The 22,877-nt window shown below is 46.4% G+C and carries 21 protein-coding genes; 8 read left to right on the top strand and 13 right to left on the bottom strand.

Annotated features, from left to right (window positions below; genetic code table 11):
- Positions 1–29: 29 nt before the first annotated feature.
- Genes meaB through ACRD67_RS13230 form a run of 3 tightly spaced genes read right to left on the bottom strand, consistent with a single transcriptional unit; the run spans position 30 to position 2,575 of the window.
- Positions 30–1,076 (bottom strand): methylmalonyl Co-A mutase-associated GTPase MeaB, encoded by a 1,047-nt coding sequence (meaB, locus tag ACRD67_RS13220; RefSeq protein ID WP_430967659.1) that lies wholly within the window; start codon positions 1,074–1,076, stop codon positions 30–32.
- Between the two features lie 2 nt (positions 1,077–1,078).
- A complete protein-coding gene (locus ACRD67_RS13225) occupies positions 1,079–1,639 on the bottom strand; it encodes a DUF2911 domain-containing protein (RefSeq protein ID WP_430967661.1) in 561 nt (186 codons plus the stop codon).
- 27 nt (positions 1,640–1,666) lie between these two features.
- The gene (locus tag ACRD67_RS13230) at positions 1,667–2,575 is read right to left on the bottom strand and encodes an aldose epimerase family protein (protein WP_430967662.1); all 909 of its coding nucleotides are present in this window, start codon (positions 2,573–2,575) and stop codon (positions 1,667–1,669) included.
- A gap of 100 nt (positions 2,576–2,675) precedes the next feature.
- Between ACRD67_RS13230 and ACRD67_RS13235 the strand changes: the two genes are divergently transcribed.
- Genes ACRD67_RS13235 through ACRD67_RS13245 form a run of 3 tightly spaced genes read left to right on the top strand, consistent with a single transcriptional unit; the run spans position 2,676 to position 5,203 of the window.
- A complete protein-coding gene (locus tag ACRD67_RS13235) occupies positions 2,676–3,218 on the top strand; it encodes an RNA polymerase sigma factor (protein ID WP_430967663.1) in 543 nt (180 codons plus the stop codon).
- The gene (locus ACRD67_RS13240; RefSeq protein ID WP_430967664.1) at positions 3,202–3,789 is read left to right on the top strand and encodes a hypothetical protein; all 588 of its coding nucleotides are present in this window, start codon (positions 3,202–3,204) and stop codon (positions 3,787–3,789) included. Before ACRD67_RS13235 ends, ACRD67_RS13240 begins: the two co-directional genes overlap by 17 nt.
- Entirely contained in the window at positions 3,761–5,203 is a 1,443-nt protein-coding gene (locus ACRD67_RS13245) for a hypothetical protein (RefSeq protein ID WP_430967665.1), read from the top strand. Before ACRD67_RS13240 ends, ACRD67_RS13245 begins: the two co-directional genes overlap by 29 nt.
- Here the strand turns inward: ACRD67_RS13245 and ACRD67_RS13250 are convergent, their stop codons facing one another.
- Together ACRD67_RS13250 and msrA are read right to left on the bottom strand one after the other, a co-directional pair.
- Positions 5,204–5,935, bottom strand: a complete 732-nt coding sequence (locus ACRD67_RS13250) for a CBM9 family sugar-binding protein (protein WP_430967666.1) — start codon at positions 5,933–5,935, stop codon at positions 5,204–5,206.
- Positions 5,936–5,972: 37 nt separating this feature from the next.
- Positions 5,973–6,659 (bottom strand): peptide-methionine (S)-S-oxide reductase MsrA, encoded by a 687-nt coding sequence (gene msrA, locus ACRD67_RS13255; protein WP_430967667.1) that lies wholly within the window; start codon positions 6,657–6,659, stop codon positions 5,973–5,975.
- A gap of 294 nt (positions 6,660–6,953) precedes the next feature.
- Between msrA and ACRD67_RS13260 the strand changes: the two genes are divergently transcribed.
- Both ACRD67_RS13260 and ACRD67_RS13265 read left to right on the top strand, forming a co-directional pair.
- Complete coding sequence (locus ACRD67_RS13260) at positions 6,954–7,634, top strand: peptidoglycan DD-metalloendopeptidase family protein (RefSeq protein ID WP_430967668.1); 681 nt, start codon at positions 6,954–6,956, stop codon at positions 7,632–7,634.
- A gap of 186 nt (positions 7,635–7,820) precedes the next feature.
- On the top strand, positions 7,821–8,057 hold the full coding sequence (locus ACRD67_RS13265) for a hypothetical protein (protein WP_430967669.1): 237 nt from the start codon (positions 7,821–7,823) through the stop codon (positions 8,055–8,057).
- A gap of 9 nt (positions 8,058–8,066) precedes the next feature.
- On the opposite strand, the gene ACRD67_RS13270 is transcribed toward ACRD67_RS13265, so the two are convergent.
- Complete coding sequence (locus tag ACRD67_RS13270; protein ID WP_430967670.1) at positions 8,067–8,753, bottom strand: arylesterase; 687 nt, start codon at positions 8,751–8,753, stop codon at positions 8,067–8,069.
- 75 nt (positions 8,754–8,828) lie between these two features.
- Here ACRD67_RS13270 and ACRD67_RS13275 point away from each other — a divergent pair, with 75 nt between their 5' ends.
- Together ACRD67_RS13275 and ACRD67_RS13280 are read left to right on the top strand one after the other, a co-directional pair.
- Positions 8,829–9,518 (top strand): ABC transporter ATP-binding protein, encoded by a 690-nt coding sequence (locus ACRD67_RS13275; RefSeq protein WP_430967671.1) that lies wholly within the window; start codon positions 8,829–8,831, stop codon positions 9,516–9,518.
- 47 nt (positions 9,519–9,565) lie between these two features.
- The gene (locus tag ACRD67_RS13280; protein ID WP_430968044.1) at positions 9,566–12,067 is read left to right on the top strand and encodes an ABC transporter permease; all 2,502 of its coding nucleotides are present in this window, start codon (positions 9,566–9,568) and stop codon (positions 12,065–12,067) included.
- A 47-nt stretch (positions 12,068–12,114) separates the two neighbouring features.
- On the opposite strand, the gene ACRD67_RS13285 is transcribed toward ACRD67_RS13280, so the two are convergent.
- From ACRD67_RS13285 to ACRD67_RS13300, 4 genes are all read right to left on the bottom strand, one after another.
- Positions 12,115–13,671: a M81 family metallopeptidase gene (locus ACRD67_RS13285; RefSeq protein WP_430967673.1), complete on the bottom strand. Its 1,557-nt coding sequence runs from the start codon at positions 13,669–13,671 to the stop codon at positions 12,115–12,117.
- Between the two features lie 169 nt (positions 13,672–13,840).
- Positions 13,841–14,965: an acyl-CoA dehydrogenase family protein gene (locus ACRD67_RS13290; protein WP_430967675.1), complete on the bottom strand. Its 1,125-nt coding sequence runs from the start codon at positions 14,963–14,965 to the stop codon at positions 13,841–13,843.
- Positions 14,966–14,999: 34 nt separating this feature from the next.
- Positions 15,000–15,236, bottom strand: a complete 237-nt coding sequence (locus ACRD67_RS13295) for a hypothetical protein (protein ID WP_430967676.1) — start codon at positions 15,234–15,236, stop codon at positions 15,000–15,002.
- Positions 15,237–15,362: 126 nt separating this feature from the next.
- Positions 15,363–16,232 carry a helix-turn-helix domain-containing protein gene (locus ACRD67_RS13300; protein WP_430967678.1) on the bottom strand — a complete coding sequence of 290 codons (870 nt, stop codon included), beginning with the start codon at positions 16,230–16,232 and terminating at the stop codon, positions 15,363–15,365.
- Between the two features lie 310 nt (positions 16,233–16,542).
- Between ACRD67_RS13300 and ACRD67_RS13305 the strand changes: the two genes are divergently transcribed.
- Entirely contained in the window at positions 16,543–16,800 is a 258-nt protein-coding gene (locus ACRD67_RS13305) for a hypothetical protein (protein ID WP_430967680.1), read from the top strand.
- Between the two features lie 297 nt (positions 16,801–17,097).
- Here ACRD67_RS13305 and ACRD67_RS13310 read toward each other — a convergent pair whose 3' ends face one another.
- The 3 genes from ACRD67_RS13310 to ACRD67_RS13320 form a co-directional block, all read right to left on the bottom strand.
- Entirely contained in the window at positions 17,098–18,630 is a 1,533-nt protein-coding gene (locus ACRD67_RS13310) for an amidohydrolase family protein (protein WP_430968045.1), read from the bottom strand.
- Between the two features lie 318 nt (positions 18,631–18,948).
- A complete protein-coding gene (locus ACRD67_RS13315) occupies positions 18,949–21,459 on the bottom strand; it encodes a M14 family zinc carboxypeptidase (RefSeq protein WP_430967682.1) in 2,511 nt (836 codons plus the stop codon).
- A gap of 136 nt (positions 21,460–21,595) precedes the next feature.
- Positions 21,596–22,816 carry a sensor histidine kinase gene (locus ACRD67_RS13320; RefSeq protein ID WP_430967684.1) on the bottom strand — a complete coding sequence of 407 codons (1,221 nt, stop codon included), beginning with the start codon at positions 22,814–22,816 and terminating at the stop codon, positions 21,596–21,598.
- Positions 22,817–22,877 lie beyond the last annotated feature (61 nt).

The following is a 22,877-nucleotide window of genomic DNA, read 5'->3' on the forward strand; positions in this document are numbered from 1 at the left end:
GACGTGTTTAGGCGACAAATTTAGGTTTTTTATTTAAGTTCCCTTTCGTATTGCTGAAGAAGCTTTTCTGCTGCTTTAAAGGGCGATATCCTGTTCTCAATAACCTCCACCAAGAGTAAGTCCAGCACACTTCTTATTTTTTTGTTTTGGTAAAAGTGCTGTTTAAGACTGCTATCCAAGGTCTGCATAAACCAATATTTGTTCTGTTCCTGCCGTTTTGCCCTAAAATGGCCTTTTTCTTTGGTTTCCAGCCCGTACTCCTGAATCATATCCCATATCTCAGGAATGCCTTTGTTGTTCAGGGCCGAACAACTGAGCACCTTAGGCACCCATCCGTTCTCTTTGGGGGGGTACAGATGCAAGGCCCTGGTAAACTCTGATTTGGCAAAATTGGCACGTTTTAAATTATCGCCGTCAGCTTTGTTGATAACCAGGGCATCTGCCATTTCCATAATGCCCCTTTTGATACCTTGGAGCTCGTCTCCCGCTCCTGGAAGTTTTAAGAGCAGAAAGAAATCGACCATACTGTGCACCGCGGTCTCACTTTGGCCCACACCCACGGTTTCCACCAAAACAACATTGTAGCCGGCCGCCTCGCAGAGCACAATGGTCTCTCGTGTTTTGCGTGCAACACCCCCCAAAGAAGTTCCCGAGGGGGAAGGGCGTATAAAAGCATGGGGATCCTTTACCAATTCCTCCATACGGGTCTTATCGCCCAGGATGCTACCCTTGCTTATTGAACTGGTAGGATCAACAGCCAATACGGCCACTTTTTTACCCAAAGCGGTCAATGTTTTTCCAAAGCTTTCGATAAAAGTACTTTTGCCCACACCGGGTACCCCCGTTATCCCGATTCGCATGGCATCACTCTTTTTGGACAGGCACTGCTCCACCAACTCATTGGCCTTTTGCTGGTGCCGCTTATCGGTGCTTTCCACTAAAGTTATGGCCCTAGCCAGGGCAGTGGGGTCACCGTTAAAAATACCATCGACCAAGGTACTTACCGAAGGTGCCCTTTTCCGAAAGGACTGAATTTTGGAAATACGTTCCGAACGTGTATTTTTCGTATTGCCCAAGGCTATTGGTTGATCGGGATGCTTACTTTAGTGGTGTCCCAGGAGAAAATTAGTTTTAACTGTCCCGAATCCTCAAAATCAATGATAAAATGCTCTTGGGGCTGCGATAGCGTTTCCACAGGCACCTGTACCTGTACCACATCGTATTCAGGGTTTCTAGTGGTTTCCCTTCCACCACTGCTCACCGTAACGCCCCAATCTGGGATATCGCTGTTGAACATCACCTCCCAATGTTGTTTGCCGGGTTTCGCCCACACGGAGTAGGTACCTGCGGACAGTTTTTTATCAATAATGAGAATATCGGTACCCGTAGTCAGGGTAGTAGGTTCATTGGCCCCGGTTCTCCAAACTAGGTCATAAGGAACCAATTCCCCAAAAATAACCCTTCCTTTTTTAGAGGGGCTGCTATAGTTTACCGATAGATCCAGCCCCTTTTGCGTGTAGGTCTTTGTGGTCTCCGGACTGTGTTTTTTGGTCTGTTTTCTCATGTAGGGGCCTACAACGAAGAAAAACAATAGGGCCAGAGCCCCTAGTACTATTAAAAACCATTTCAAAAATTTCATAGTGTCGCTTATTTAATTAGTATCTCCCTAATTTACAAAACCAAATTCAAACACGGTATGATTGTAATAGGTTTCTCCAGGATTCAAAATGCTCGATGGAAAAAGGGGTTGGTTAGGTGCGTCCGGATAGTTTTGTGCCTCGAAACAAATGGCGGCAAAATGGGGTGGCGTATATACGACCATGGCCGGCTGATTGGTGGTCACCTTCATGAGGATGCCCGATAGGGTAGAGTAGATCCGGGCGACCTCCCTGCCCAGATCCCTGATAATAAAAGGCATGTCCAAACATCCTTGCGTTATGTTTTTTTCCGACATAAAATCATAGTCGGAATGTGCAACAGGGAGACGTTGGCCCGTGGGAATCATGTTGTCCTGGATTTCCAGACGATGGGAAAGGTTTAGGCGCAACCGGTGATGGCCCAATTGGTCCGAAGTATCCAAATGAAAATAGGAGTGGTTGGTTAAATTTACCACGGTGGGTTCATCCGTCTGGGCCACATGGATGATATGTAGTGCCGGCCCCACCAGTTTGTAGGTGACCGTTGCGTTGAGGTTCCCCGGATACCCTTCTTCCAAGTGCGGACTCTTGTAGCCCAATTTTACATATGGATCCGGACCGTGATGCTCCTCAAGGACCTTCCAGTACTTTTTTCCAAAACCTTCCTTGCCACCGTGCAGGTGAACCCCTTGTTCCGTATAGAGGGAATAGGTTTTGTTGTTGAGTACAAATCCCTGATTGGATATCCTACCGGCATAGCGCCCAACGCAAGCACCTAAAAATACGTCATCTTCCAAATACGCCATGGGATCTTCCAAACCTACCACCACATTGGTGGGTGTGCCCTTTTTGTCCTTAACCAGTATTTTTTGGATAATAGCCCCATAATCAAGTACCTCCAGGCGTATATCGTCATTTTTAATCGTAATTTGGTTCAAGAGGCGAATTTAAGTTGTGCGTAAAATTACTATTTTCTGCAACATCCATATATTCCTATCGTCCTTTTAATAACAACTGTAACACAACTGGAAACTGACCATGTTTCAAATTGATCTGGTAGCGCAATGCAAAAAGAACGATCGCAGGGCCCAACTAAAGCTGTATAAGCAATATTGCGAGGGGATGTTCTGTGTTGCCATGCGTTTTTTGAACAATGCCGATGATGCGGAGGACGTCCTGCAGGAATCCTTTATCAAGGCGTTTCAAAAAATTGATCAATTTAAGGGCGAGGTCACCTTTGGATCGTGGTTAAAAAGGATCGTTATCAACAAGAGCATCGATTTTTTAAAATCGAAAAAGCAACAGCTGGTATCGTTGGATGAAGGGTATATGCATATTGAGGAAGACGAGGACTGGACGGTAGAGGACGGGATTGGGGTCAAACAGGTAAAACAAGCCATAACGGAGTTGCCAGAAAATTACAGGTATGTGGTACAATTGTTTCTGGTGGAGGGGTATGATCATAATGAAATATCCCAAATCCTCAACCTATCGGGTACTGCGTGCAGAACCAGGTTGTTAAGAGGCAAGGGACGTTTAAGGGAACTTTTAAAAAACAAAAAGTATGTCACAGGATCTTAGGGACATGTTCCGAAAGGACAAAAAGGAAGAGGTTTTTCCCATGAAGGAAGGACATGAAAAGCGGTTTTTGGATCGTTTGGAGGAAGAACTACCACAAGCGCGTAAGGCGCGGTATCTAACGCTTAAGATTGCAGCCTCGGTACTGCTGTTGGTCAGCCTCGGATTTTTCACCTATAATCGATACGCAGCTGGAGACACGATTAAGACCAAAATAGTAGATCGCGACAAGGGTGTGGTGGAGGAAAAAGGTATTTCCCTGGGCGATCTTTCGCCAGACCTGAAGAAGGTGGAAAATTACTATGTGGCCAACATTAATCTGGAGCTTTCGCAATTAGAGGTTTCCCAGAACAACAAAGGTCTGGTAGACAGTTTTATGGAACGCCTGGCAGAGCTTAATGCCGAATATCAAAAGTTGAATACAGAATTGAATGAAATAGGGCCCAACGACCAGACCATTACGGCATTGGTCAAAAATCTACAGTTACGGTTACAGTTGTTACAACGATTAAGAGATAAGTTAAACGAATTAAAATCATCAAAAAATGAACAAGTTGTCACAAATACCATTTAAAATTATTGCCCTGCTGTTTTCCCTGGGTTTATTAGGGGCGTACGGACAGCAGAAAAAAACGTACAAAGAGACGTTTAACGTGGGCAAGGATGCCGTTTTGGACATCAATACAAGTCATGCGGACATTGAGTTCGAGACCTGGGATAAAGATCAAGTCCAGATCGAAGCGATTATTGAGCTGGAGGGAGCTTCCAAAGAGGAGGCGGCAGCTTATTTTGAAAAGAACGGGATCGAAATAATGGGGAATAGCAAGGAAATTGAAGTCCGTACCCGAAGGCAGAGTTCCTGGCAGTTTGCCCATGGGGATTTTGACAATCTTCACTTTGAAATTCCTGAAATCCCTGATTTGGAACCCTTGTTCTTGGACCTTCGAATTCCGGATATACAAGTCATCCCCGATATTCCTCCCATACTACCACTTCCCATGCAAAGCTTTGATTACAGTAGGTATCAAAAAGAAGGCGAAAAATACCTGAAAGAGTGGAAGAAGGAATTTGATGAAAACTTTGACGAAGAATACAAACAACGATTTGAAGAATGGAGCGAGCGGGTGCAGGCCAGAGCTGAGGAACGTGCGGAACGTTTGGAACGAAGGGAAGAGGAACGCCGAGAACGCTTAAAAGAGCGAGAGGAAGAGTTGAAAGAACGGAAGGCCCAAATGGAGGAGCGCAAGAAACTGATTCAGGAACGAAAAGAAGAACTGGAAGAACGGAAAAAATCCCTCGACAAACGCTCCGTCATCATCTCTAGGGACGGGGATACGCCCAACGTATTCTATTGGTCGTCGGATGGGGAAAACAAAAACTACAAGGTAAAAAAGACCATTAAGATAAAAATGCCCAAGTCGGTGAAACTAAAAATGAACGTTCGCCATGGGGAGGTAAAATTGGCCGAAAACGCTAGGAACATCAAAGCAAGCTTGTCTTATGCAAGCTTGCTGGCCAGCACTATTGATGGAGAGCAGACCATTATAAATGCATCCTATTCACCGGTATCGGTACAACGATGGAACTACGGACAACTTAAAACGGACTATTCGGATAGGGTTAATCTGAAGGAGGTGCGGAATTTACGCCTAAGTTCGATCTCTTCGGATGTTACCATTGATCGTTTGCTGAAAAGCGCCTATGTGAGAAATAATTTAGGGGCGCTCAAAATAAATTCGGTGTCGGAAAACTTTACGGATATGGATATTACGGTGCAGAACGGGGAGCTTATTTGTGTGCTTCCCGAAACACCCTTTGCAATTTATGTACGCGGCACCTCCTCAGAGTTCATAGGACCTACAAGTCTTATTCTGGACACCAGCGAGGACCGTAATACCGTTTTGCGAAAGGGATATCACATCAATAAGAACACAGGTAGGTCTATCGTGATTAACTCCAAATACAGCGACGTTGTCCTAGAACGCTGATCAGTTGTCCTGTAACACCAAAGTCCCAAAGATATCCGCATTGATCCACCCTTGGTTTTTATCCTCTCCTGGTACAAAAACAGAACCGATAAAATTTTCCCTTTCCAAACTGCCATCATTGTCACAATAAGCTAGGGCAAAGCCCACCTTTTTATTGTTGATCAAAGTCTTTGCACTGTTTTTTGCACCATCCAAATATGTATCAGGATACAGTTTTATGGCAATTTCCCAAACGGTCGTACCGTCCTCGGTGATTTTCTCGGAGGTCACATGCTCGTTGTACAACCGAGCTTCCTTGTCGGGTGCCAAATCCACCACATTGCCGTCCAGGGCTATGTGATAGGCAAAAGCATTGTGACTAAATTGATGAAGCCCCCCGGAATTGTCCTCGTCAACGAAAACTTCCAGACAATCATCGTCCCACCACAGTTTTAGCGGGTCCTTGTATTGATCGTAGAGCACATCATCGGTAACTTCCACCAGTAGGTAAAGGGCGTCCTTGTCCCAACTGAGTTTGTACCTACCGTTAAAGTCTTCGTGGGAGTAGGCATTGCCTAGCCAATTCTGGTCCAGCGGATGCCATTGGGCCATATTCCAGCAGTTATCGGTAGCTCTTCCATCCACTACCGGACTTTTTACCGCCTTTTTTACTTCAATGATCTGGTGGTCTTTCTTTTTGGGGCTATTGCAGGCTAAAAAGAAAAATATCAGGGGTATATATATATTTTTCATAAGCCTAAAATAATAAATTTAGGTCTTATACTACCCTTTAGTGTGCATCTTCCTTCAAATATTCCGGAAAATTTTTCTTGAAACGGTTCAATCTTGGTATGGAGACGTTTCTTATGTACGAATTATAGGGATTTTTGCGCTCGTAGTCCTGATGGTAGGCCTCCGCTTCATAAAACGCTGTAAAGGCTGCCACTTCCGTAACAATAGGACGCCCGTATACCTTGCTTTCCTCTAAGGTTTTTTTATAGTCTTCTATAATCTTCCTTTCCCCATCATTCTTGTAAAATGCAATGGAACGGTATTGTGTGCCCCGGTCTGGCCCTTGCCTGTTAAGGCTCGTGGGGTCGTGAGATCCAAAAAACACCTGGACCAAGGCGGTAAAGGAAATTTCCTTTGGATCGTAGTAAACAACGACGGCTTCGGCGTGGCTGGTGAGCCCCCTGGCTACTTTTTCATAAGTAGGGTCTTTTTCTGTTCCTCCGGCATAGCCCGAAACAACTTCCTTGACTCCCTTTACACTTTCAAAAATCGCTTCAACACACCAGAAACAACCACTTGCAAAGTATGCCGTTTCATAGGCCTCCAGGTCTTGGGGAGCCATTTTAATGGGTTCGGCCGCTACCTTTTCCTCGGCCACGACGGTATCCACCTTTTTATTTTTGGACTGGCAGTTGGTAGAGATTAATGCCACCAAGGTCAATAGGGTCACTTTTAAGACGTTCATCTGTATCTATATTATTTGTTTTATTTGGTATTTGGAACGGTTAGGTGCCCAGTATTACCACTGAACGCCAAATACGGAATATGAACTGTTCACTGATAATTTTGAGTTAAGGACCAAGGATTCTAAATCTTAACTTTGGATTTTCCTTGCCCTTTCCGTCCTTCCTCTTTTCATCTTCTCTTTAGTACATTCAAGATACGAATACTTACAGTGCCAAGGTTAAAAAGTGTTAACAAATTAGGGAATACATCGAAGTGCTTTTTTACCCCTGTAATTCTGCTGTATCTTTGCCCTATGGAGCCCCTCTTACTTTTTTTTAAGAACTTTTCGGTTAAACCTATAGCCATTTTGGACGAGACCATTCCGATCCAAGAATACGTTCCCATTGATCTTTCCATAGATAATAACGCTTTGCTCTCCTTTGATATTACCAATCCCAATGCCTGTCAGCAATATATAGATGACGTTTTGAATGAAGGCCAGGGGTCTGTGGCCTATGGAGGGTATTTGGAGCGCAGGAACCTCTATAACGGCAGGGCCGGTTTCTCGGGTCTCGTGGATGGGCAACGGAACATTCATTTGGGTATGGATTTTTGGAGCAAGGCCGGGACAGCGGTACGCGTGCCCATATCGGGCAAGGTGCATAGCTTTAGGAACAACCACAGTGCCGGCGATTACGGCCCTACCATCATTCTGGTGCATGAAGTGGAGGGAATCAGATTCCACACCCTTTACGGGCATCTTTCCCTGGCTTCGTTGGAACCGCTCTATGTGGGCAGGAAATTTTATCAGGGCGATACCCTTGGAACCTTGGGTACTACCGAGATCAATGTGAACTACGCGCCCCATCTTCATTTTCAGATCATTCGCAATTTAGGGGAATACAAGGGAGACTATCCTGGGGTATGTACTACAAAGGACAAGGAATACTACGCAAAAAACTGTCCGAATCCCAATTTATTGCTGAAAGTATAGTTCTATTTCATCGTTTAAAAACATATTCTTTCGGTAAGCGGTTTTCACCCTTCGAAACGTTTATCGGAGATTTTTTGCACTTCATCCAAGTTTTTGTCAGATACCGAAAAATAAGGGGTTTTGAGCGATTCATGACCGGGGTTAACGCCCATAGGGCGTTAAATTTATATAACAAAACCCCAAGTCATGAAAGCTGTTTTAACTTTAATTTTTGTTCTTTTTATCGGAGTAGCTGCCCAGGCCCAAGATGCCAAGGTAGATGTTAAGGTTGACGTTATTGAAATGACAATCGTTACCGATAGCCAAGAGGAGATTAACTTGGAAACAAAAACTGAAGTGGCTCGTTTGTACAGAAGGGCCAATGCTACGGTAAAGAAAGCTTTGTCCTTTACCACAAAAAGAAACAGGGCCAAATTGGCTTAATCCCAGGGATTACTCTTGCACAACTTCCCCAAGCACTTTCCATACATTTCTGGCCACTAGAATATGCCCTTCGGCCGTAGGATGTATACCGTCTTCCAAGTTCAGTTCAGGAATACCGGCTACACCATCCAAAAGAAAGGGGATAAGTGGAACATCGTTCTTCTCTGAGAGTTCTGGGAATATCCTCCGGAATTCGGTCGTATACGCCTGTCCCATATTGGGAGGAATCTGCATCCCTACCAGTACAATCTTTATTTCCGGACTTTTCTCCCGTACTGCATCTATGATTGCCTGTAAATTGGTACGGGTTTCCGTAAGGGGAATACCGCGAAGGCCATCATTGGCTCCCAATTCCAGTACAAAAACATCTGCTTTTTGGCCCAATACCCAATCTAACCGATTTCTGCCACTGGCGGTAGTTTCCCCACTTAGCCCGGAGTTTACCACGGTATAGGGCAATTGCAGGGAATCTAATGTCGACTGGATTACTGCGGGAAAGGCTTCCTCCGGGTCTAAACCATACCCTGCGGTAAGGCTGTCTCCAAAGAAAAGGATGACCTTATCACCCGTTTTGACGGTTGGTTCTTCGCTAAATTTCTCGGTGGATTCCTCCGCTGCTTTTTTTGTAGCACTGTCCCCGCAGGAAAATAGGAGCAAAAACACTAAAAAATAACGAAACTTTAAGAAGGTGCGCATGGTATTAGGGTCTAAAAATCAAAATCATTTGTTTATTTTGCTTCTTTCGAAAGAAGAAGTCACAACACAGTTGCTATGCCAAAGATATTAAACGTACACCATCTAGAGAAAACTTATACCAGCGGTTCCAAAAAATTGACCGTGCTAGACGATATTTCCTTTGCGATAGAAGCTGGGGATACTTTTTCCATCGTAGGACCTTCGGGCAGTGGAAAGACTACACTCTTGGGTCTTTGCGCGGGTCTGGACCAACCCGATTCGGGCTATGTAGAACTCTGCGGGACACGCCTTGATACCCTGAACGAAGATCAACGCGCCCAGTTGCGGAACAGGGAAGTGGGTTTTATTTTTCAAAACTTCCAGTTATTGCCCACCCTTACCGCCTTGGAGAATGTAAGTGTACCCTTGGAACTGCAGGGCGCCAAAAACGCGAATGCGAACAGCAAGGACCTCCTCGACAAGGTTGGACTCACTGATCGCATGCATCATTACCCCTCGCAACTTTCTGGCGGGGAGCAGCAGCGAGTGGCTTTGGCCAGGGCCTTTTCGAATACCCCGTCCATTCTCTTTGCCGATGAGCCTACGGGCAACCTGGACGAAGAAACCGGGGAAAAAGTGGTACAGCTGTTGTTCGACCTAAATCAGGAAGCGGGTACTACCTTGGTCATCGTTTCCCATGACTTGGAGCTGGCACGCCGAACACAGCACATTCTGCGTTTAAAGGGTGGAAAAATTATGGCAAACGAAAGTACTCTGGTAAGGTGAGCAAACCCAATACATCAGCGAAGGCGGGAATTCAATGGCTGTTTAAAATGGCCTGGCGCGACGGCAGGGCCAGTATAGGGCGCTTGCTACTTTTTATGGCTTCGATTATTTTGGGCATTGCGGCGGTTGTGTCTATCCAGTCCTTTAGCAAAAACTTAAAAGACAATATTACCTTACAGTCCAAAGCGCTTATGGGCGCGGATTTTATCATCGATAGCCGTCATTTGCCCAATGAGAAAGTGCAGGGCATCATAGATTCCTTGGGCGGTGCCCAGGCAATGGAAGTGAATTTTTCCTCTATGGCGGCCTTTCCCAAAAATGGGGGAAGCAAGCTGGTACGCGTACGTGGCATAAAGGGGGCTTATCCGCTTTACGGGGAACTGGATACCCAACCCACTTCCGCAGCAAATACCTACCAACAAGAAGGCGGGGCGCTGGTGGATGCCACCGTGATGTTGCAATACGAATTGAAGGTGGGCGACCGGATTAAGGTGGGGGAGATAAGTCTCCCCATCACTGGTTCCCTCTTATCCGTACCTGGGAGTACGGCCCTAGGAAGCTCTGTAGCGCCCCAGGTATTGATTCCTTATCGCTTTATTGCGGATACCGGACTTTTACAGGTGGGAAGTCGATTGGAATACCAGTATTTTTTTGAGGCCGATCCCGAACTGGACCTGGTAGCGATGAACAAGGTCCTGGATCCCATTCTAGATGCCGAAAATGCGGATATGGACATCCATACGGTAGACAGTCAGCGCATGGGCCGTAGTTACAGCAATGTGGGTAAGTTTCTCAATTTGGTCGCTTTTGTGGCCCTACTTTTAGGCTGTGTGGGCATAGCCAGTTCCGTGCATATCTATATCAAGGAAAAATTACGAGCTGTAGCCGTGCTGAAATGCATGGGTGCCACCCGTAGACAAACCTTTCTCATCTATCTTATACAGATTGCTGGAATGGGACTTTTGGGCGGCATCTTAGGTACCCTTGTGGGGATTGGGCTGCAACTTTCGTTTCCTAGCCTGTTGGCACAGTTTCTCCCTTTTCAGGTTGAGGTGGCCCTTGCACCACAACCCATTGCTATGGGCCTCTTGTTAGGTATATTCATGTCGGTTTTGTTTGCCCTTTTACCCTTAATGGGTACTTGGTATGTCTCACCTTTGGAAGTATTGCGTATTCAGGAAGGACAGCCGGCAAAATCAAAAAGGGCAAGTACGCTCATTTTGTTGGGAATTTTACTTTTTATCTTTCTGTTTTCCTTCTGGTTGTTGCAGGATTTGGACTATGCACTTGGTTTTGTCCTAAGTATCCTGGTCACCTTTTCCGTATTGGCCGGTGTGGCCATACTTTTTATGCGGGGCATTAAAAAATTCTTTCCTTCTTCCTGGAGCTTTATCGCACGCCAGAGCCTGTTGAACTTGTTTAGGCCCAACAACCAAACCATGGTCTTGTTACTGGCCATTGGGGTAGGGGCATTCCTGATCAGCACATTGTATTTTACCAAGGATATCCTGTTGGCAAAGGCCACGTTGGAAGACCAGACCAATAGCCCCAATATTATTTTGCTCGATGTACAGACCGAACAAAAGGAAGCGGTTGCCAACACTATTATTCCCAAAGGCTTGCCCTTGATCGATAAGATCCCGATCATTACCATGCGGATGCACAGCATTAAGGGAAGACCTGTAAACGATTTGCGACTGGATACAACCAGTACGATGAACAAATGGGTCTTGAATCACGAGTTCAGGGTTACCTATCGGGATTCCCTGATTGCTTCCGAGACCCTTACCGATGGGGAATGGGTATCCAAAAACTCGGGCGAAGGCCCCATAACCATTTCCATGGCCGATAATATTGCACGGGATGCACAGGTAGCCGTAGGCGATACCATTACGTTTAATGTGCAGGGGGTTTTAATGGAAACCGTGATCGGCAGTATCCGAGCCGTGGATTGGGCCCGGATGCAGTTGAATTTTTCTGTTGTCTTTCCTACTGGGGTCTTGGAAGATGCCCCCCAGTTTCATGTATTGACGACCAAAGCTCCGGATGAGGCCAGTTCGGCGGCCCTGCAACGAGAATTGGTACGAAAGTTTCCAAATGTCTCCATTTTGGACTTGCGTCAGATTCTAAACCTTATTGAGGATATCTTGAACAAGATCAGTTGGGTGATTAATTTCATGGCCTTTTTTAGTATCCTTACCGGTATTATTGTATTAATTGGATCGGTGCGTACCAGCAAGTACCAGCGAATCAAGGAAAGTGTACTGCTGCGTACCCTGGGAGCCAAAAGTCGACAGATTTTACAGATAACGGCCCTGGAATATACTTATTTGGGGGTTTTGGGCAGTGGTATCGGTATTTTGTTGTCGCTGTTCAGCAGCCAGTTGTTGGCACAATTTGTCTTTGAGGCACCCTTTGTGCCCTCCTGGGTCCCCTTTGCGTTCCTTTTGCCCGGAATTACGGTTTTAGTGCTGCTCATCGGCCTTAGCAATAGCCGGAGCGTATTAACAAGTCCACCACTGGAGGTCCTTCGAAAGGAGGGGGTTTAGCAGGTCCGATAGATTGGGCAAAGAGCCTTATATTTCATCCAAAATTGTTATTTGTCACTGTTGGAAGCGGGTATCCACTGTGCACTAAGATCGGGATCATCCATGTCCTTATCCAAAGGAAACATGGGCCTTTTGATCCGTTGGTAGTCCAATCGTTCCAGGTCCTGATCAACGCCGCCCGGGGTCAGTGCCATAATCCAGTCGGCCCTCATGTCATAGAGTTCAGGGACCAAATACCCAATTTTTACCACAAGGATGTCCGCTTCCCTGGGATTGAGCCCCAAACGGGTAAAATCGGCTTCCTTATGGTAGGGCTTACGCTTTTTGGTAACAATCACATGGGCACTGCCCACTTTGACCACGACTTCCGTTTCCGCATGTTGGTCTCCGTGTACAATGGCTTCTACAGTACCCGATAGGGTAATGGGAGGGGCAAAACGATCGTCAATGGCCGCTCCGGCCTGGGCTTCAATCTTTCCACCAATGCCCACTTCCATGGCCTTAGCTACAAATTCGGGTCCCGGTAGGGAAGCATAGATCAGGGAGGGGCCATTTTCAGTTTGAAATTCGGGCCGTGCCAGGATCTGAGTTATGGTCCAGGTAACGTCTCCCGCACCACCGGCAGTGGGATTGTCCCCCATATCGCTTATGATAAAGGGGTGTTTTTCACTGGCAAGTGCCATTTTTAGGCTTTCTTCGAGGGTGGCAGTGGGAGCTACAAATTCAAAATCCGAGCGCGCATCCCAAAAATTTTGGGCCAAATGCTCGGCTGCGCTTGCAACTTTTTCCTTATCGTCCCCGGTAACCATGACCACAGCATGATTCCTTGGTTCATCTGCCCAGGCATAACCGATCCATATGGCGGCATCGATAACCCCTTCTTCCTGCGTAGCGGGTCCTACCTTGGCATAGAGGCTTTTTCCAGGCTCTATGCGGGTACTGGTTTTTTCTCCGGGCAGCAATATGGGTATGGGAATCCATGCCTTGTAAGCGGGTTTGCCCTTGCCGTTCTCCAGGCGTTCAAGGAGATTGTCTACTGCCCTTTTTTTGGATTCCAGGGCGTCCTCGTGAGGTGCCATCCTATAGCAAGTGATGAGGTCGCTGTGCTGCGCCAAACGGGGCGACACATTACCATGCAGGTCCATAGAGGTGGAAATGAGGGTTTCGGTTCCGACCACTTCCCTGACCCGGACGATGAAATCGCCTTCGGGATCGTCCAGACCCACCACGCTCATGGCACCATGGATATCAAAGAAGAGCCCATCGTAGGGGCCATTTTCCTTAAGCATGTTAAGTGTTTTGGTTACGAGCGATTCATAGGCCTCCCTGGTAACGATACCCCCGGGGAGCGCATGTCCCCTTATCGTGGGAACCCATTCCGCCCTTTTGCGGTTCAAGGAATCCTCCGCCAAAAAGGGGTAAAAGCTAAAAATACTGTCGGCCACCCTGGCGTGAAAGGCATCCTCGTGGCTTTGGGCCGGGGAAAAGGTGCTCGATTCAATGGCAAGGCCGGCGATGGCAATGCGCGGTATGGGGTTTTCCTTAGGTCCTCCGCAACTGATAAGAAAGGTCAGGGATACAAGGGCGATGACAATTTTTTTCATGTTCGTCTATTGATTTTGGTTATGGTATTCTTGCTGTTTAAAGGTAGCAATTCCTGTTGGAATTTGGGGCAAGGTAGGTAAGGGGCTAGACTACTGACGATTACCGCAGTTAAGCCCAATAAAAAAGCTCCCGTTCAAGGAGCTTTAACTTGGTGGTACATCCAAGGACTTACGGCGCCAATAATTTTTCGCCGCAAAAAGCGTACTGTTCCCATTTGGGCAAGGGATGAAATTGCGCTGCCTGTACATCTCTAAAGACCCGCTCCAGGCCATTCTTTCTGTAAAAACTTTGTCCACCTATACCTTCCATGGCCTCGCTTACTGTTTTCATACAAGCCTCGGCCACGTTGGTCTTTAGACTTAGAATGGGAACCGTAAAATCTTGGTGCAAATCAAAGTCAAAATTGTTGGTCATGTCATACATGGCTTTCCATTGCGTTTGGGCACTGATCAGGTTATTGTTCAGTTTTCCCAAAATATAGTTGAAATGCGCCTGGTTTCGGGCATAGGTCTTTCCTTTGGCAATGGCAATATCCACTGCTTTTTCGGCCAAGCCTACATATACTGACATGATTAAAGGCATGGCCACCGTTAGTACCACGTTCCATACGGGATGGAAACCTTCGCGGTCCCGCTCCAGGGCGATGTTATCCTCTGGGACAAAGACCTGGTCATAGACCAGGCATTGTGAACCTGTACCGCGCATACCCATTACGTCCCAATCATCTTGCAGACTTACCCCCTTAGCGGTCAAGGGTATCGGAAAGTGCAGCACCTTCCATTCCTTGTCCTCATTCAAGTAAGGGGCACTGGTTATTGCGATATCTCCGGCGCAGGACTGGCTGGCAAAATGTTTTTTTCCAGAGACCAGGAAACCACCTTCTGTACGTTGCACCTCCCCATTGGATCGAAGCCAGTCGCGGGCTCCCGTACTCACCAATACCAATTGCCTTTCCGCTACTTTTCTCAAAGTTGCCTCTCCTACACCTTTATGTTTGTATTTCCAGACCGAAGCGGCCACCAGATGTTGGTGCATGGCAAAGGCCAGGGCAGTAGACCCACAATACTGCGCCATGGTCCGAATGAGGTTGCACATTTCCGGATAGGACATCCCGAGACCTCCCAGTTCCAGGGGAACAAGGCCGCCAAAAAGGCCAACCCCTTTGAGAGCTTCATAGTTTTCGGACACAAAGGTGCCCTCCAAATCATAGTTTGCCGCTCTTTCGGCAAAAGATTTGCCCAGCTCGTGGATTACATCGAGCATTTGGGTTTCCGTTTTTTCCAATACTTCCATCTTTTTTGGTTTTTAATAGTTCTTTTTTATACCCCTACTTTCTATTTGTCCTGTCGAACAAAAAAAGATCCAAAGCACCGGCATCCAACTGTAGGTCCGAATTACTGAATTCAAAATCTGTTGAAGTGAAGGCGAGTTCCTGTAGTCCGTTCATAAAGGAGATGCCTCCCCGGGAAAAGGTAATGGCCTTGGATTTTTTGCCATTCCGATCGGCGGTGGCCCCACTTTTAAAAAACCCCTTATAGGTTGTCCTAGTTTTCTTTCCTAACATGCTTTCTAACTTTTATGGATTGGTATATCACAAAAGTCTTATAATGAGCGCACTAAGGATTTGCTAAAAAGTCCAAATGATGTCCTGAGCGGTTCAAAAGGAAAGAAAGGATGCTGTAGGGTCTTTTTAAGAAAGGTTTTGTGACATTTTGAACTGATTGGGCGGTAAGCGATACTTGTCCTTGAAGATCCGATTAAAATGCGAGGTGTTTTTAAACCCGCTTTCATAACATACCTCACTAATACTAAGATCCGAGCCCAAAAGTAGGGCCTTTGCGTATTCCAGCCTTTTTTCGTTCAACCATTTGGAGGGCGTGCTGTTGAAACGGTTTTTAAAATCCCTTTTAAAGGTAGACAGGCTCCTGCCGCACAATTTGGCAAAACCCTCCATGCTTAGATCGTATTGAAAGTTCTGTAGCATGGTATCTTCCATATCTACCTTGGCACGCTGTTGGATAGAGCCAAAATATTGGAGCAGTTGTCGGTTTTTAGGGTTTAGGGCAATGTTGAACAACAGTTCCTTGAATTTGATCGTGACCAGGCGCTCTGGTAGGCTTTCCCCTTGTTTTAGATAATGAAAGATACTTTCGATCAGGGATTGGAAGGAATCACTGGTGTCAATTCTGAAAACGGGTTCAAATTCCCGCCCTTGGACGGACCCACCCGGGCTAAGGTTATTTTCGGACATGAATTTTTTGATGAAGTCGTCGTTGATCAAAAACAGCATTACGCAATAATCCTCTTCAAAGTACTGCTTGGTCACATAGACGCCTTTCCTAACAAATATGGCATCGCCAGCCAAGAGTTCATAGGTTTTGTTGGGCGTGATCCAATCCTTTTTCCCGCTGACCACATAGGTTATGATGTGCGATTCCGTCCAAAGTTGAAACTCTTCAATATCGATGGGGCATTTGTACTCCACAAATATAAAGTTGTCCCCTACCAGCTTATTGAAGCTGGGATGTTCCTTGAAGTATTGGTAGATGTCTACGATCATTGTGGTGTTTTTGCATCGTATCGCATCATAAATATAAGGGTAATGTCCAAATATTCCCTATTTCAAACATGCCATGAGTATCAAAAAAAGGGCTAAAACCCTTATTTCTTCCTTTGTTGCACCTTCTAAACCACCGATAAAAAGCAGCTCCTTTCGATAAAGTGTTTTCGGGAGTCTTTACGTTCACCGAGGCTTTTATACACTTCATCCTTTTTTTTGTCAGATACCGAAAAATATGGGGGTTTAAGCGATTTATACCTGCCAGGGATACGAAATCCGAGTTAACTTAATGTAACCCAATCACAAAGACATGAAAGCTATTTTAACCTTAATCTTAGTACTTTTTTTCGGAGCTATCGCACTAGCTCAAAATACAACTACGGATGGAAAAGTGGCAACTGTTGAAATGGGTATTGTTTTGGATGCTGGCACTGTGGCTACTATCACTTTTAACGAAGTTGAGGAAGCGGATGAAACTACCATCGCCCGCGTATACAAATTTAAAAATTCAAGAATAAAGAAAGCTTTGGCTTTCACCACTAAAAGAAACAAAGCCAAATTGGCCTAATATTTTTATAAACCCGCTTTCCCCCATAGCGGACTAAAACCTACATGATATGATACTCATCGCACTATTAATCCCAATTACCTTAGTACTTACGTACGTACTTATCTTTCCTAAGACCAAAGGCGTACTACGACCACTAAAGGTTCCTGTAAGAAATAAATAATAAAGGCCCCTTCACCTGCCTTCGGGTAGTTTCTTCCTTCCGGGAAGGAACGCCTTAGGAAAAGATACATCGCTAATTTCCGCGCTTATATCGATAACCCGCTCCCCCGAGGAAGGATAGGACAAGGGGCTCTTTTATTCTTTTAACCCAGGTTGTACAATTTTATAGTTTGATCGTGCCTTGGCACGGGCCACCATTTCCTTGACCTCTTGGAGCAAGGCTTTGGCATCGTACACAATACCATCCTTTATCGTATATTTTACTCCGCCTACGCGTACCACCTCGTTGGCCTCGGTCAATTTTATGGCCCCGGTTCCATAGAGCACCTTTAGGTTTCTTAACGGATTTTCGGCTACAACTACAAAATCGGCCAGTTTGCCCAGTTCCACTGTGCCGATTAGACCATCCACGCCCAGGGCTTCGGCCCCGTTCAGTGTGGCGGCCCGGATGACCTCCAAGGGGTGAAAGCCGGCCTCCCTTAAGAGCTCCATTTCCCGGATATAGGCGAAGCCGTACAATTGGAAGATAAATCCAGAATCGGATCCGGTGGTTACGCGTCCGCCCCGATTCTTATATTCGTTGATGAAGGTCATCCACAAGCGGTAGTTTTCCCGCCACGCCACTTCTTGTTCCGTTCCCCAATCGTGCCAATAGGAACCATGGGATATTTTGCTGGGTTGGTAAAAGTCCCACAGGGAGGGCAAGGTATACTCCTCGTGCCATTCGGCCCTACGCGCCCGTTGTAGATCACGACTGGCTTCATAAATATTAAAGGTAGGATCCAGGGTGAAGTCGAGCGTCAGAAGCTCGTCCATCACCGCGTTCCAATGCTCGGAATAGGGCTTGGCCGCTTGCTGCCATAATTTACCGGCTTCCTCAAAACGGTTTTGCTCATTTTGATAATTATAGTCCAGCGGATAGTTTTGCACCGTACGATCTTCGAAGAGCGCTTCCGGCAGGCCATACCAATGTTCCATACTGGTGAGTCCGGCTCTGGCCGAATGCAGTACATTCCACCGGGCCACGTTCAATTGGGCATGATGGCAGGCAGACCGCAGTCCGAGCTTTTTGTTTTCGTCCAACGCGGCGGTCATGATCTCTGGAGGCGCCCCAAAGAACTTGATGCCGTCCGCACCCTTTTTTGCATTGTCCCGTACCCAGGCACGGGCCATTTCGGGTGTACTTATCGGGTCGGTTCCTTGTCCAAAACCGGTATAGGCAAAGATACGTGGGGCCACAATGTCATTTTTGGCACTTTTTCGTTTAAGGTCCATCGTATAATCCACCCCACGGCCACTGGGTTCCCGGACGGTGGTAACTCCGTGGGCCATCCAAAGCCTAAAGACATAATCGTAATCCGCTCCCTGGGCCACCCCTCCTATATGTCCGTGCATATCCACAAAACCGGGTAAAACGTACATGCCGTTGCAATCCAGTTCCTTTCCGCCCGGCTTTAGTTGTGGGCGTTTGCTGGCATCAATGGCTACACCGGGATAACCCACCACCTCGATTTGTACAATTTTGTTGTTCTCCACCACAATATCTACCGGTCCCCGGGGTGGCGCGCCGTTTCCATTGATCAAGGTTGCCCCTCGGATGATCAACTGCGTATGTGGGCCATCGCCTTGGGCAGATTGAGCCATGCATCCCAGGCTCCAAAATACCATCAGTGCCAGGATAATCAAAGGTTTTGTGTTCATAATATGTTTTATAAAATGGTGGGGCGATCCCATTGCAACGCCCACCCTCAATGATTTAAATTTCCATCCCTCCGTCACGCCTTCGGCGCGCCACCTCCCTTTGTCAAAGGGAGGAGCTTCGGTTAGTTTTTAAAGCTATCTTTTATTTCCAAATCTTATTGGTTTAAGGCCCGAGGCCTGGTATCTACTTTTACTACGAATCCAATTAAGCTCCCCTCTTTGGTAAAGAGGGGTGGTCTCGGCTTTGCCGAGAGCGGGGAGATTGTCTTCCATTCCTTGATTAATTTACTCCGGTACATTTACTTCATTACCTAAAAACAGTGCGTTCAAGAATAGTCTATTGGTGCCGTACCAGGAACCCCTAAAATTGGGATTGTCCGCAAATAGAATAGCACGGCCGCTCCCTACTTTGCTCACGACCAGCGAGGCTGATTTGCTTAAAAATTCATCCCGGTTTTTGTTGGTGATAAAACCATCGATTAAAGGATTCTTGGCGTACTGGGCCACGGTGGCATAGGCATTTTTGCTAGGGGCCATCCAGACCGTGTTGTTCTTGTAGATCGGAATGGAAGCATCGTGATACCCAAAGGCCAAAGGGTGCGTCACATCCAGGTCTACCCGTAGGATGACACCGCCAACGCTTTCCTTTCCAATGTTTTCCGGAGCGTCCACATACGGTTTTCTGGGCGTCAATTTCGTGGAATCCTCCTCGGATTTCACCAACTTCTCCTTTACCAGTTTTTTCTCAATGGCCCATTTGGTGGCCGTGCCTATGGTAATTAGGGTATTGCCCTTTTTGACCCAATCCTTGATCTTGTCCTGCAGCTTTTGTGTAAGGCGGTAGTTTCCCGATACCATGACCAGGGTATTATACTTGTCAAGATTGGCCCGTGAAAAATTGCGGAGGGGGATTTTGGTAATGGGCATATGCACACGGGTATCCAACAGATGCCAAACCTCTCCCGCTTCATAGGACCGTATCCCATTGCCGATCAACATGGCTGCTTTTGGTTTTTTTAAGGGCTCCACATAGCGGCTGCCCAGATCGATACCCTTGAAACTGTATCCGGTGTCTACCCCCAACATGGGTACCTGAAATTGCCGTTGCGCCTCTTGGAGCAAGGTGTAGACTTCGTCGCTACTTTTCTTTTGAAGGGAAACAGGTACCACTAGGGCACCATAGTTAAAGCTTTTGGTGTTTTCCCCCCTCACAGAAAATGGCTTAAAGGCCGAGGAGACCACGAGTCCCTTACTTTGCAGGGCATGTAACACCGCAGGGGCATTGTAATCGTCCCAATCAATGATATAGGCGTAGTCCGATTTTTGGACAGGAGCCACAGTGATCATGTTTTCGGTCGAAGTAATCCGTTGCCCTCTATTGATTCTCGTTTGGGGACTGTACTTCATATTGTAAAAATTGGCCACAGACCAGGCAGAAGCATCATAATACACACTGTCACGGTATCGCTGATAGGTCTCGAACATGGTTTGTACCATACGGTACTGGGGTTGCGCCGTGGGCACCACATATTGATCACCAGACCGGTATACTTCTATTTGATGCAACAACAACTTATCAATAAAGGCCTTTACCCGGTTTTTGTCATGGGCATCCCCAAAGCGGTAGGCTTTGGTTCGACTTATGGCGGAATTGATCAGTGCACTCTTAAAGAAGTCCTGTTGGTATTTTCGCAATTGGGCCTTGTTTTCCACAGCGGCTTTTACCGTGGTAATGCTGGAAAGGTACTGATTGCGAATGGTAAAGGGAAAACCGATTTCCCCGAAGGCCGTTTTCTGCTTATGTCCCCTGGAACTGGCCTGTTCGAACAAGAGGGCCAGACCCCCCTGTAGATCGGGGTAGGAGGAACCATAACCCGGATAAGTACCATCAAAAACTTCCTTGGTGAAATAGAACGATCCAATACTGTCCAGGGCCTTGGCGAAGTAGGTCCCGAACAGATTGTTGAGATCTTCATAATTTTCCTTGGGCATAATGGGCCTCAGCGAGCCATTGGTCTTCATGGGCTCAAAAAAATAGGTGCTTTGGGTCCCCATCTCATGAAAATCGGTCACCACATTGGGGTACCATTGATGAAACCAGGCCAGTTTGCCTCGGCTTTCCGGGTTAATGCCCAGAAGCCAGTCCCTGTTTAGATCAAACCAATAATGGTTGGTCCGCCCACCGGGCCAGTATTCATTGTGTTCGGCATCCTGGGGGTCGGCCACTAAAGGATTGCCCTGGTACATGTTGGCCCATTGGGTATGTCTGTCACGCCCATCGGGATTGATGGTGGGATCTATAAAAATGACCGCATTCCTACGGTAATTCTGAATCTCCGCACTATTGGAGGCCACCAAGGTATAGGCCATAAGCAAAGCGGCTTCCGAACTGGAAGGTTCGTTGCCGTGCACATTGTAGCCCAGATTGATGAATATGGGGACCTCGTCATAATTGGTGGGCCTTTTATTGGGATCTGTAAACGCCAAATGTTGCGCTTGCAGAGCGTCCAGATTGGAAAGATGCCCGGTTTCGGTTACGGTAAGGATAACCAATTTTCTGCCTTCATGGGTTTTTCCATATTCATAAATGGAGGCCCTGTCCGATAGTTCGGCCAATTTTTCCAAATAGGAGACAATCCGATCATGCCGGGTATGGTGTTCCCCAATACCATATCCCAAAAATGCTTCGGGCGAGGGGATATCGGCGTCAAAGGGATGGAATTTCTTAAGAAAATAGTCTTGGCTGTATAGTCCGGCGCTGCAGCATAGCAGCAGCAAGCATAGTTTTTTTACCATCGGAAAGCTGTTAGAGTTAGTCAAACTAAATATAGGAATAATATGGCAATGGACGCTGGTTGATGGCTACCGATCCCGGTGACCGCCGTGAAGTCCTAGTGGACCTAACCCTTGCACCTATTTTTTTGGCAAAGCCTTATGCCACCGATTGAAACTGGTGCCCTACTTCCCGGAATTTAACGATGTAATTGGTCCCTTTTTTGGAAGCGTCCCTGGTGATGCTACCCTTGAGTTGACGGGCCAGATTGTGTATCAGTTTAAGGCCGAGTGATTTGGTATTCTTAAAATTCAATGCTTCCGGAAAACCTACCCCATTGTCGCCAATGTTAAGTACATAACCCTTTTCATCCTCCTGTTTAAGGGCAATGTGTATTTCTCCTGCATTATCGTCCTTAATTCCATATTTAAGGGAATTGGTAAGGGCCTCATTGATCAATAACCCCAAAGGAATGGCAGTATCTATGCCCAACTTGATATCTGGAATATCGATTTTTAATTTGATGTTGTTCTTCACACCTTTCACCGATTTTACCAAGTATTCACTGAGCTCCTGCACATAGGACTTGTATTCGATCCTGGTAAGGTCTTTCCGCATATAGAGCATTTCGTGTACCATGGCCATGGAGATAACCCTGTTCTGGCTGCTTTTGATCAGGTTTTTTACTTTTTCGTCCGAAATGCTCCTGGATTGCAAGCTCAGGAGGCTTGAAACGGTCTGTAAGTTGTTCTTTACCCGATGGTGTACTTCTTTCAAAAGTGTTTCTTTTTCCTGGATACGCGCCTCGATTTCGTTTTTGGATTTGTAAAGATTGTGATGCGCCTGCAATAGATTTTTACCAAAGACACCGCCCAAAAGATAAACGGAAAAGAGAATGCTAAGGAGTGCGAACAGATCTTTGGAAGCTTCAGGTACCACATTGGGCGCAAACTCAAAGTCCGTAACGCTCTGCGCATAGATCAGTACTACGATCAACAAATTCATGTATAGATAGATGCTGCCATAGACCCTGGTAGTGGCGTATCCGGCAAAAACGATAAGGGCCAGGACAAAAATGAACGGGCTATTGATGCCCCCGCTGAACAGGGTAACCATCGTAGCCCCTGCAAGGGTCATAATGGAAACAATGTTATAGGTAAGTGTCAGGTTTTTATGTACATGGTAGAGCAGCGTGTTGATGAGGTTTAGGAGGCCAAAAGTTAGAAAAACATAAGGGATAACTTGGTCAATGTTCAGAAGAAAAAGGCAAAGAACACAGAACAAAAGGGAAAAAAAGGAGGTAAAATAATTGACCTTTAAGACCAAATGCACCTTATCCCGTAAGCGTTCCTGGTTGATGTCTTTGATTGGTTTTTGCATGATGAAAGACTTTATAGGATGTTACCCATTGGAAAAAAACCTTTGGAAATTGTACAATTCC

The sequence above is a fragment of the Eudoraea algarum genome, assembly GCF_050589645.1.
Lineage (GTDB): Bacteria > Bacteroidota > Bacteroidia > Flavobacteriales > Flavobacteriaceae > JBNGOQ01.

Excerpts from the sequence above, each read along its gene's own strand:
- ACRD67_RS13225 (WP_430967661.1), bottom strand. The coding sequence starts at position 1,639 with ATGAAATTTTTGAAATGGTTTTTAATAGTACTAGGGGCTCTGGCCCTA.
- ACRD67_RS13235 (WP_430967663.1), top strand. The coding sequence starts at position 2,676 with ATGTTTCAAATTGATCTGGTAGCGCAATGCAAAAAGAACGATCGCAGG.
- ACRD67_RS13240 (WP_430967664.1), top strand. The coding sequence starts at position 3,202 with ATGTCACAGGATCTTAGGGACATGTTCCGAAAGGACAAAAAGGAAGAG.
- ACRD67_RS13245 (WP_430967665.1), top strand. The coding sequence starts at position 3,761 with ATGAACAAGTTGTCACAAATACCATTTAAAATTATTGCCCTGCTGTTT.
- ACRD67_RS13250 (WP_430967666.1), bottom strand. The coding sequence starts at position 5,935 with ATGAAAAATATATATATACCCCTGATATTTTTCTTTTTAGCCTGCAAT.
- msrA (WP_430967667.1), bottom strand. The coding sequence starts at position 6,659 with ATGAACGTCTTAAAAGTGACCCTATTGACCTTGGTGGCATTAATCTCT.
- ACRD67_RS13260 (WP_430967668.1), top strand. The coding sequence starts at position 6,954 with ATGGAGCCCCTCTTACTTTTTTTTAAGAACTTTTCGGTTAAACCTATA.
- ACRD67_RS13265 (WP_430967669.1), top strand. The coding sequence starts at position 7,821 with ATGAAAGCTGTTTTAACTTTAATTTTTGTTCTTTTTATCGGAGTAGCT.
- ACRD67_RS13270 (WP_430967670.1), bottom strand. The coding sequence starts at position 8,753 with ATGCGCACCTTCTTAAAGTTTCGTTATTTTTTAGTGTTTTTGCTCCTA.
- ACRD67_RS13275 (WP_430967671.1), top strand. The coding sequence starts at position 8,829 with ATGCCAAAGATATTAAACGTACACCATCTAGAGAAAACTTATACCAGC.
- ACRD67_RS13280 (WP_430968044.1), top strand. The coding sequence starts at position 9,566 with ATGGCCTGGCGCGACGGCAGGGCCAGTATAGGGCGCTTGCTACTTTTT.
- ACRD67_RS13285 (WP_430967673.1), bottom strand. The coding sequence starts at position 13,671 with ATGAAAAAAATTGTCATCGCCCTTGTATCCCTGACCTTTCTTATCAGT.
- ACRD67_RS13290 (WP_430967675.1), bottom strand. The coding sequence starts at position 14,965 with ATGGAAGTATTGGAAAAAACGGAAACCCAAATGCTCGATGTAATCCAC.
- ACRD67_RS13295 (WP_430967676.1), bottom strand. The coding sequence starts at position 15,236 with ATGTTAGGAAAGAAAACTAGGACAACCTATAAGGGGTTTTTTAAAAGT.
- ACRD67_RS13300 (WP_430967678.1), bottom strand. The coding sequence starts at position 16,232 with ATGATCGTAGACATCTACCAATACTTCAAGGAACATCCCAGCTTCAAT.
- ACRD67_RS13305 (WP_430967680.1), top strand. The coding sequence starts at position 16,543 with ATGAAAGCTATTTTAACCTTAATCTTAGTACTTTTTTTCGGAGCTATC.
- ACRD67_RS13310 (WP_430968045.1), bottom strand. The coding sequence starts at position 18,630 with ATGGTATTTTGGAGCCTGGGATGCATGGCTCAATCTGCCCAAGGCGAT.
- ACRD67_RS13315 (WP_430967682.1), bottom strand. The coding sequence starts at position 21,459 with ATGGTAAAAAAACTATGCTTGCTGCTGCTATGCTGCAGCGCCGGACTA.
- ACRD67_RS13320 (WP_430967684.1), bottom strand. The coding sequence starts at position 22,816 with ATGCAAAAACCAATCAAAGACATCAACCAGGAACGCTTACGGGATAAG.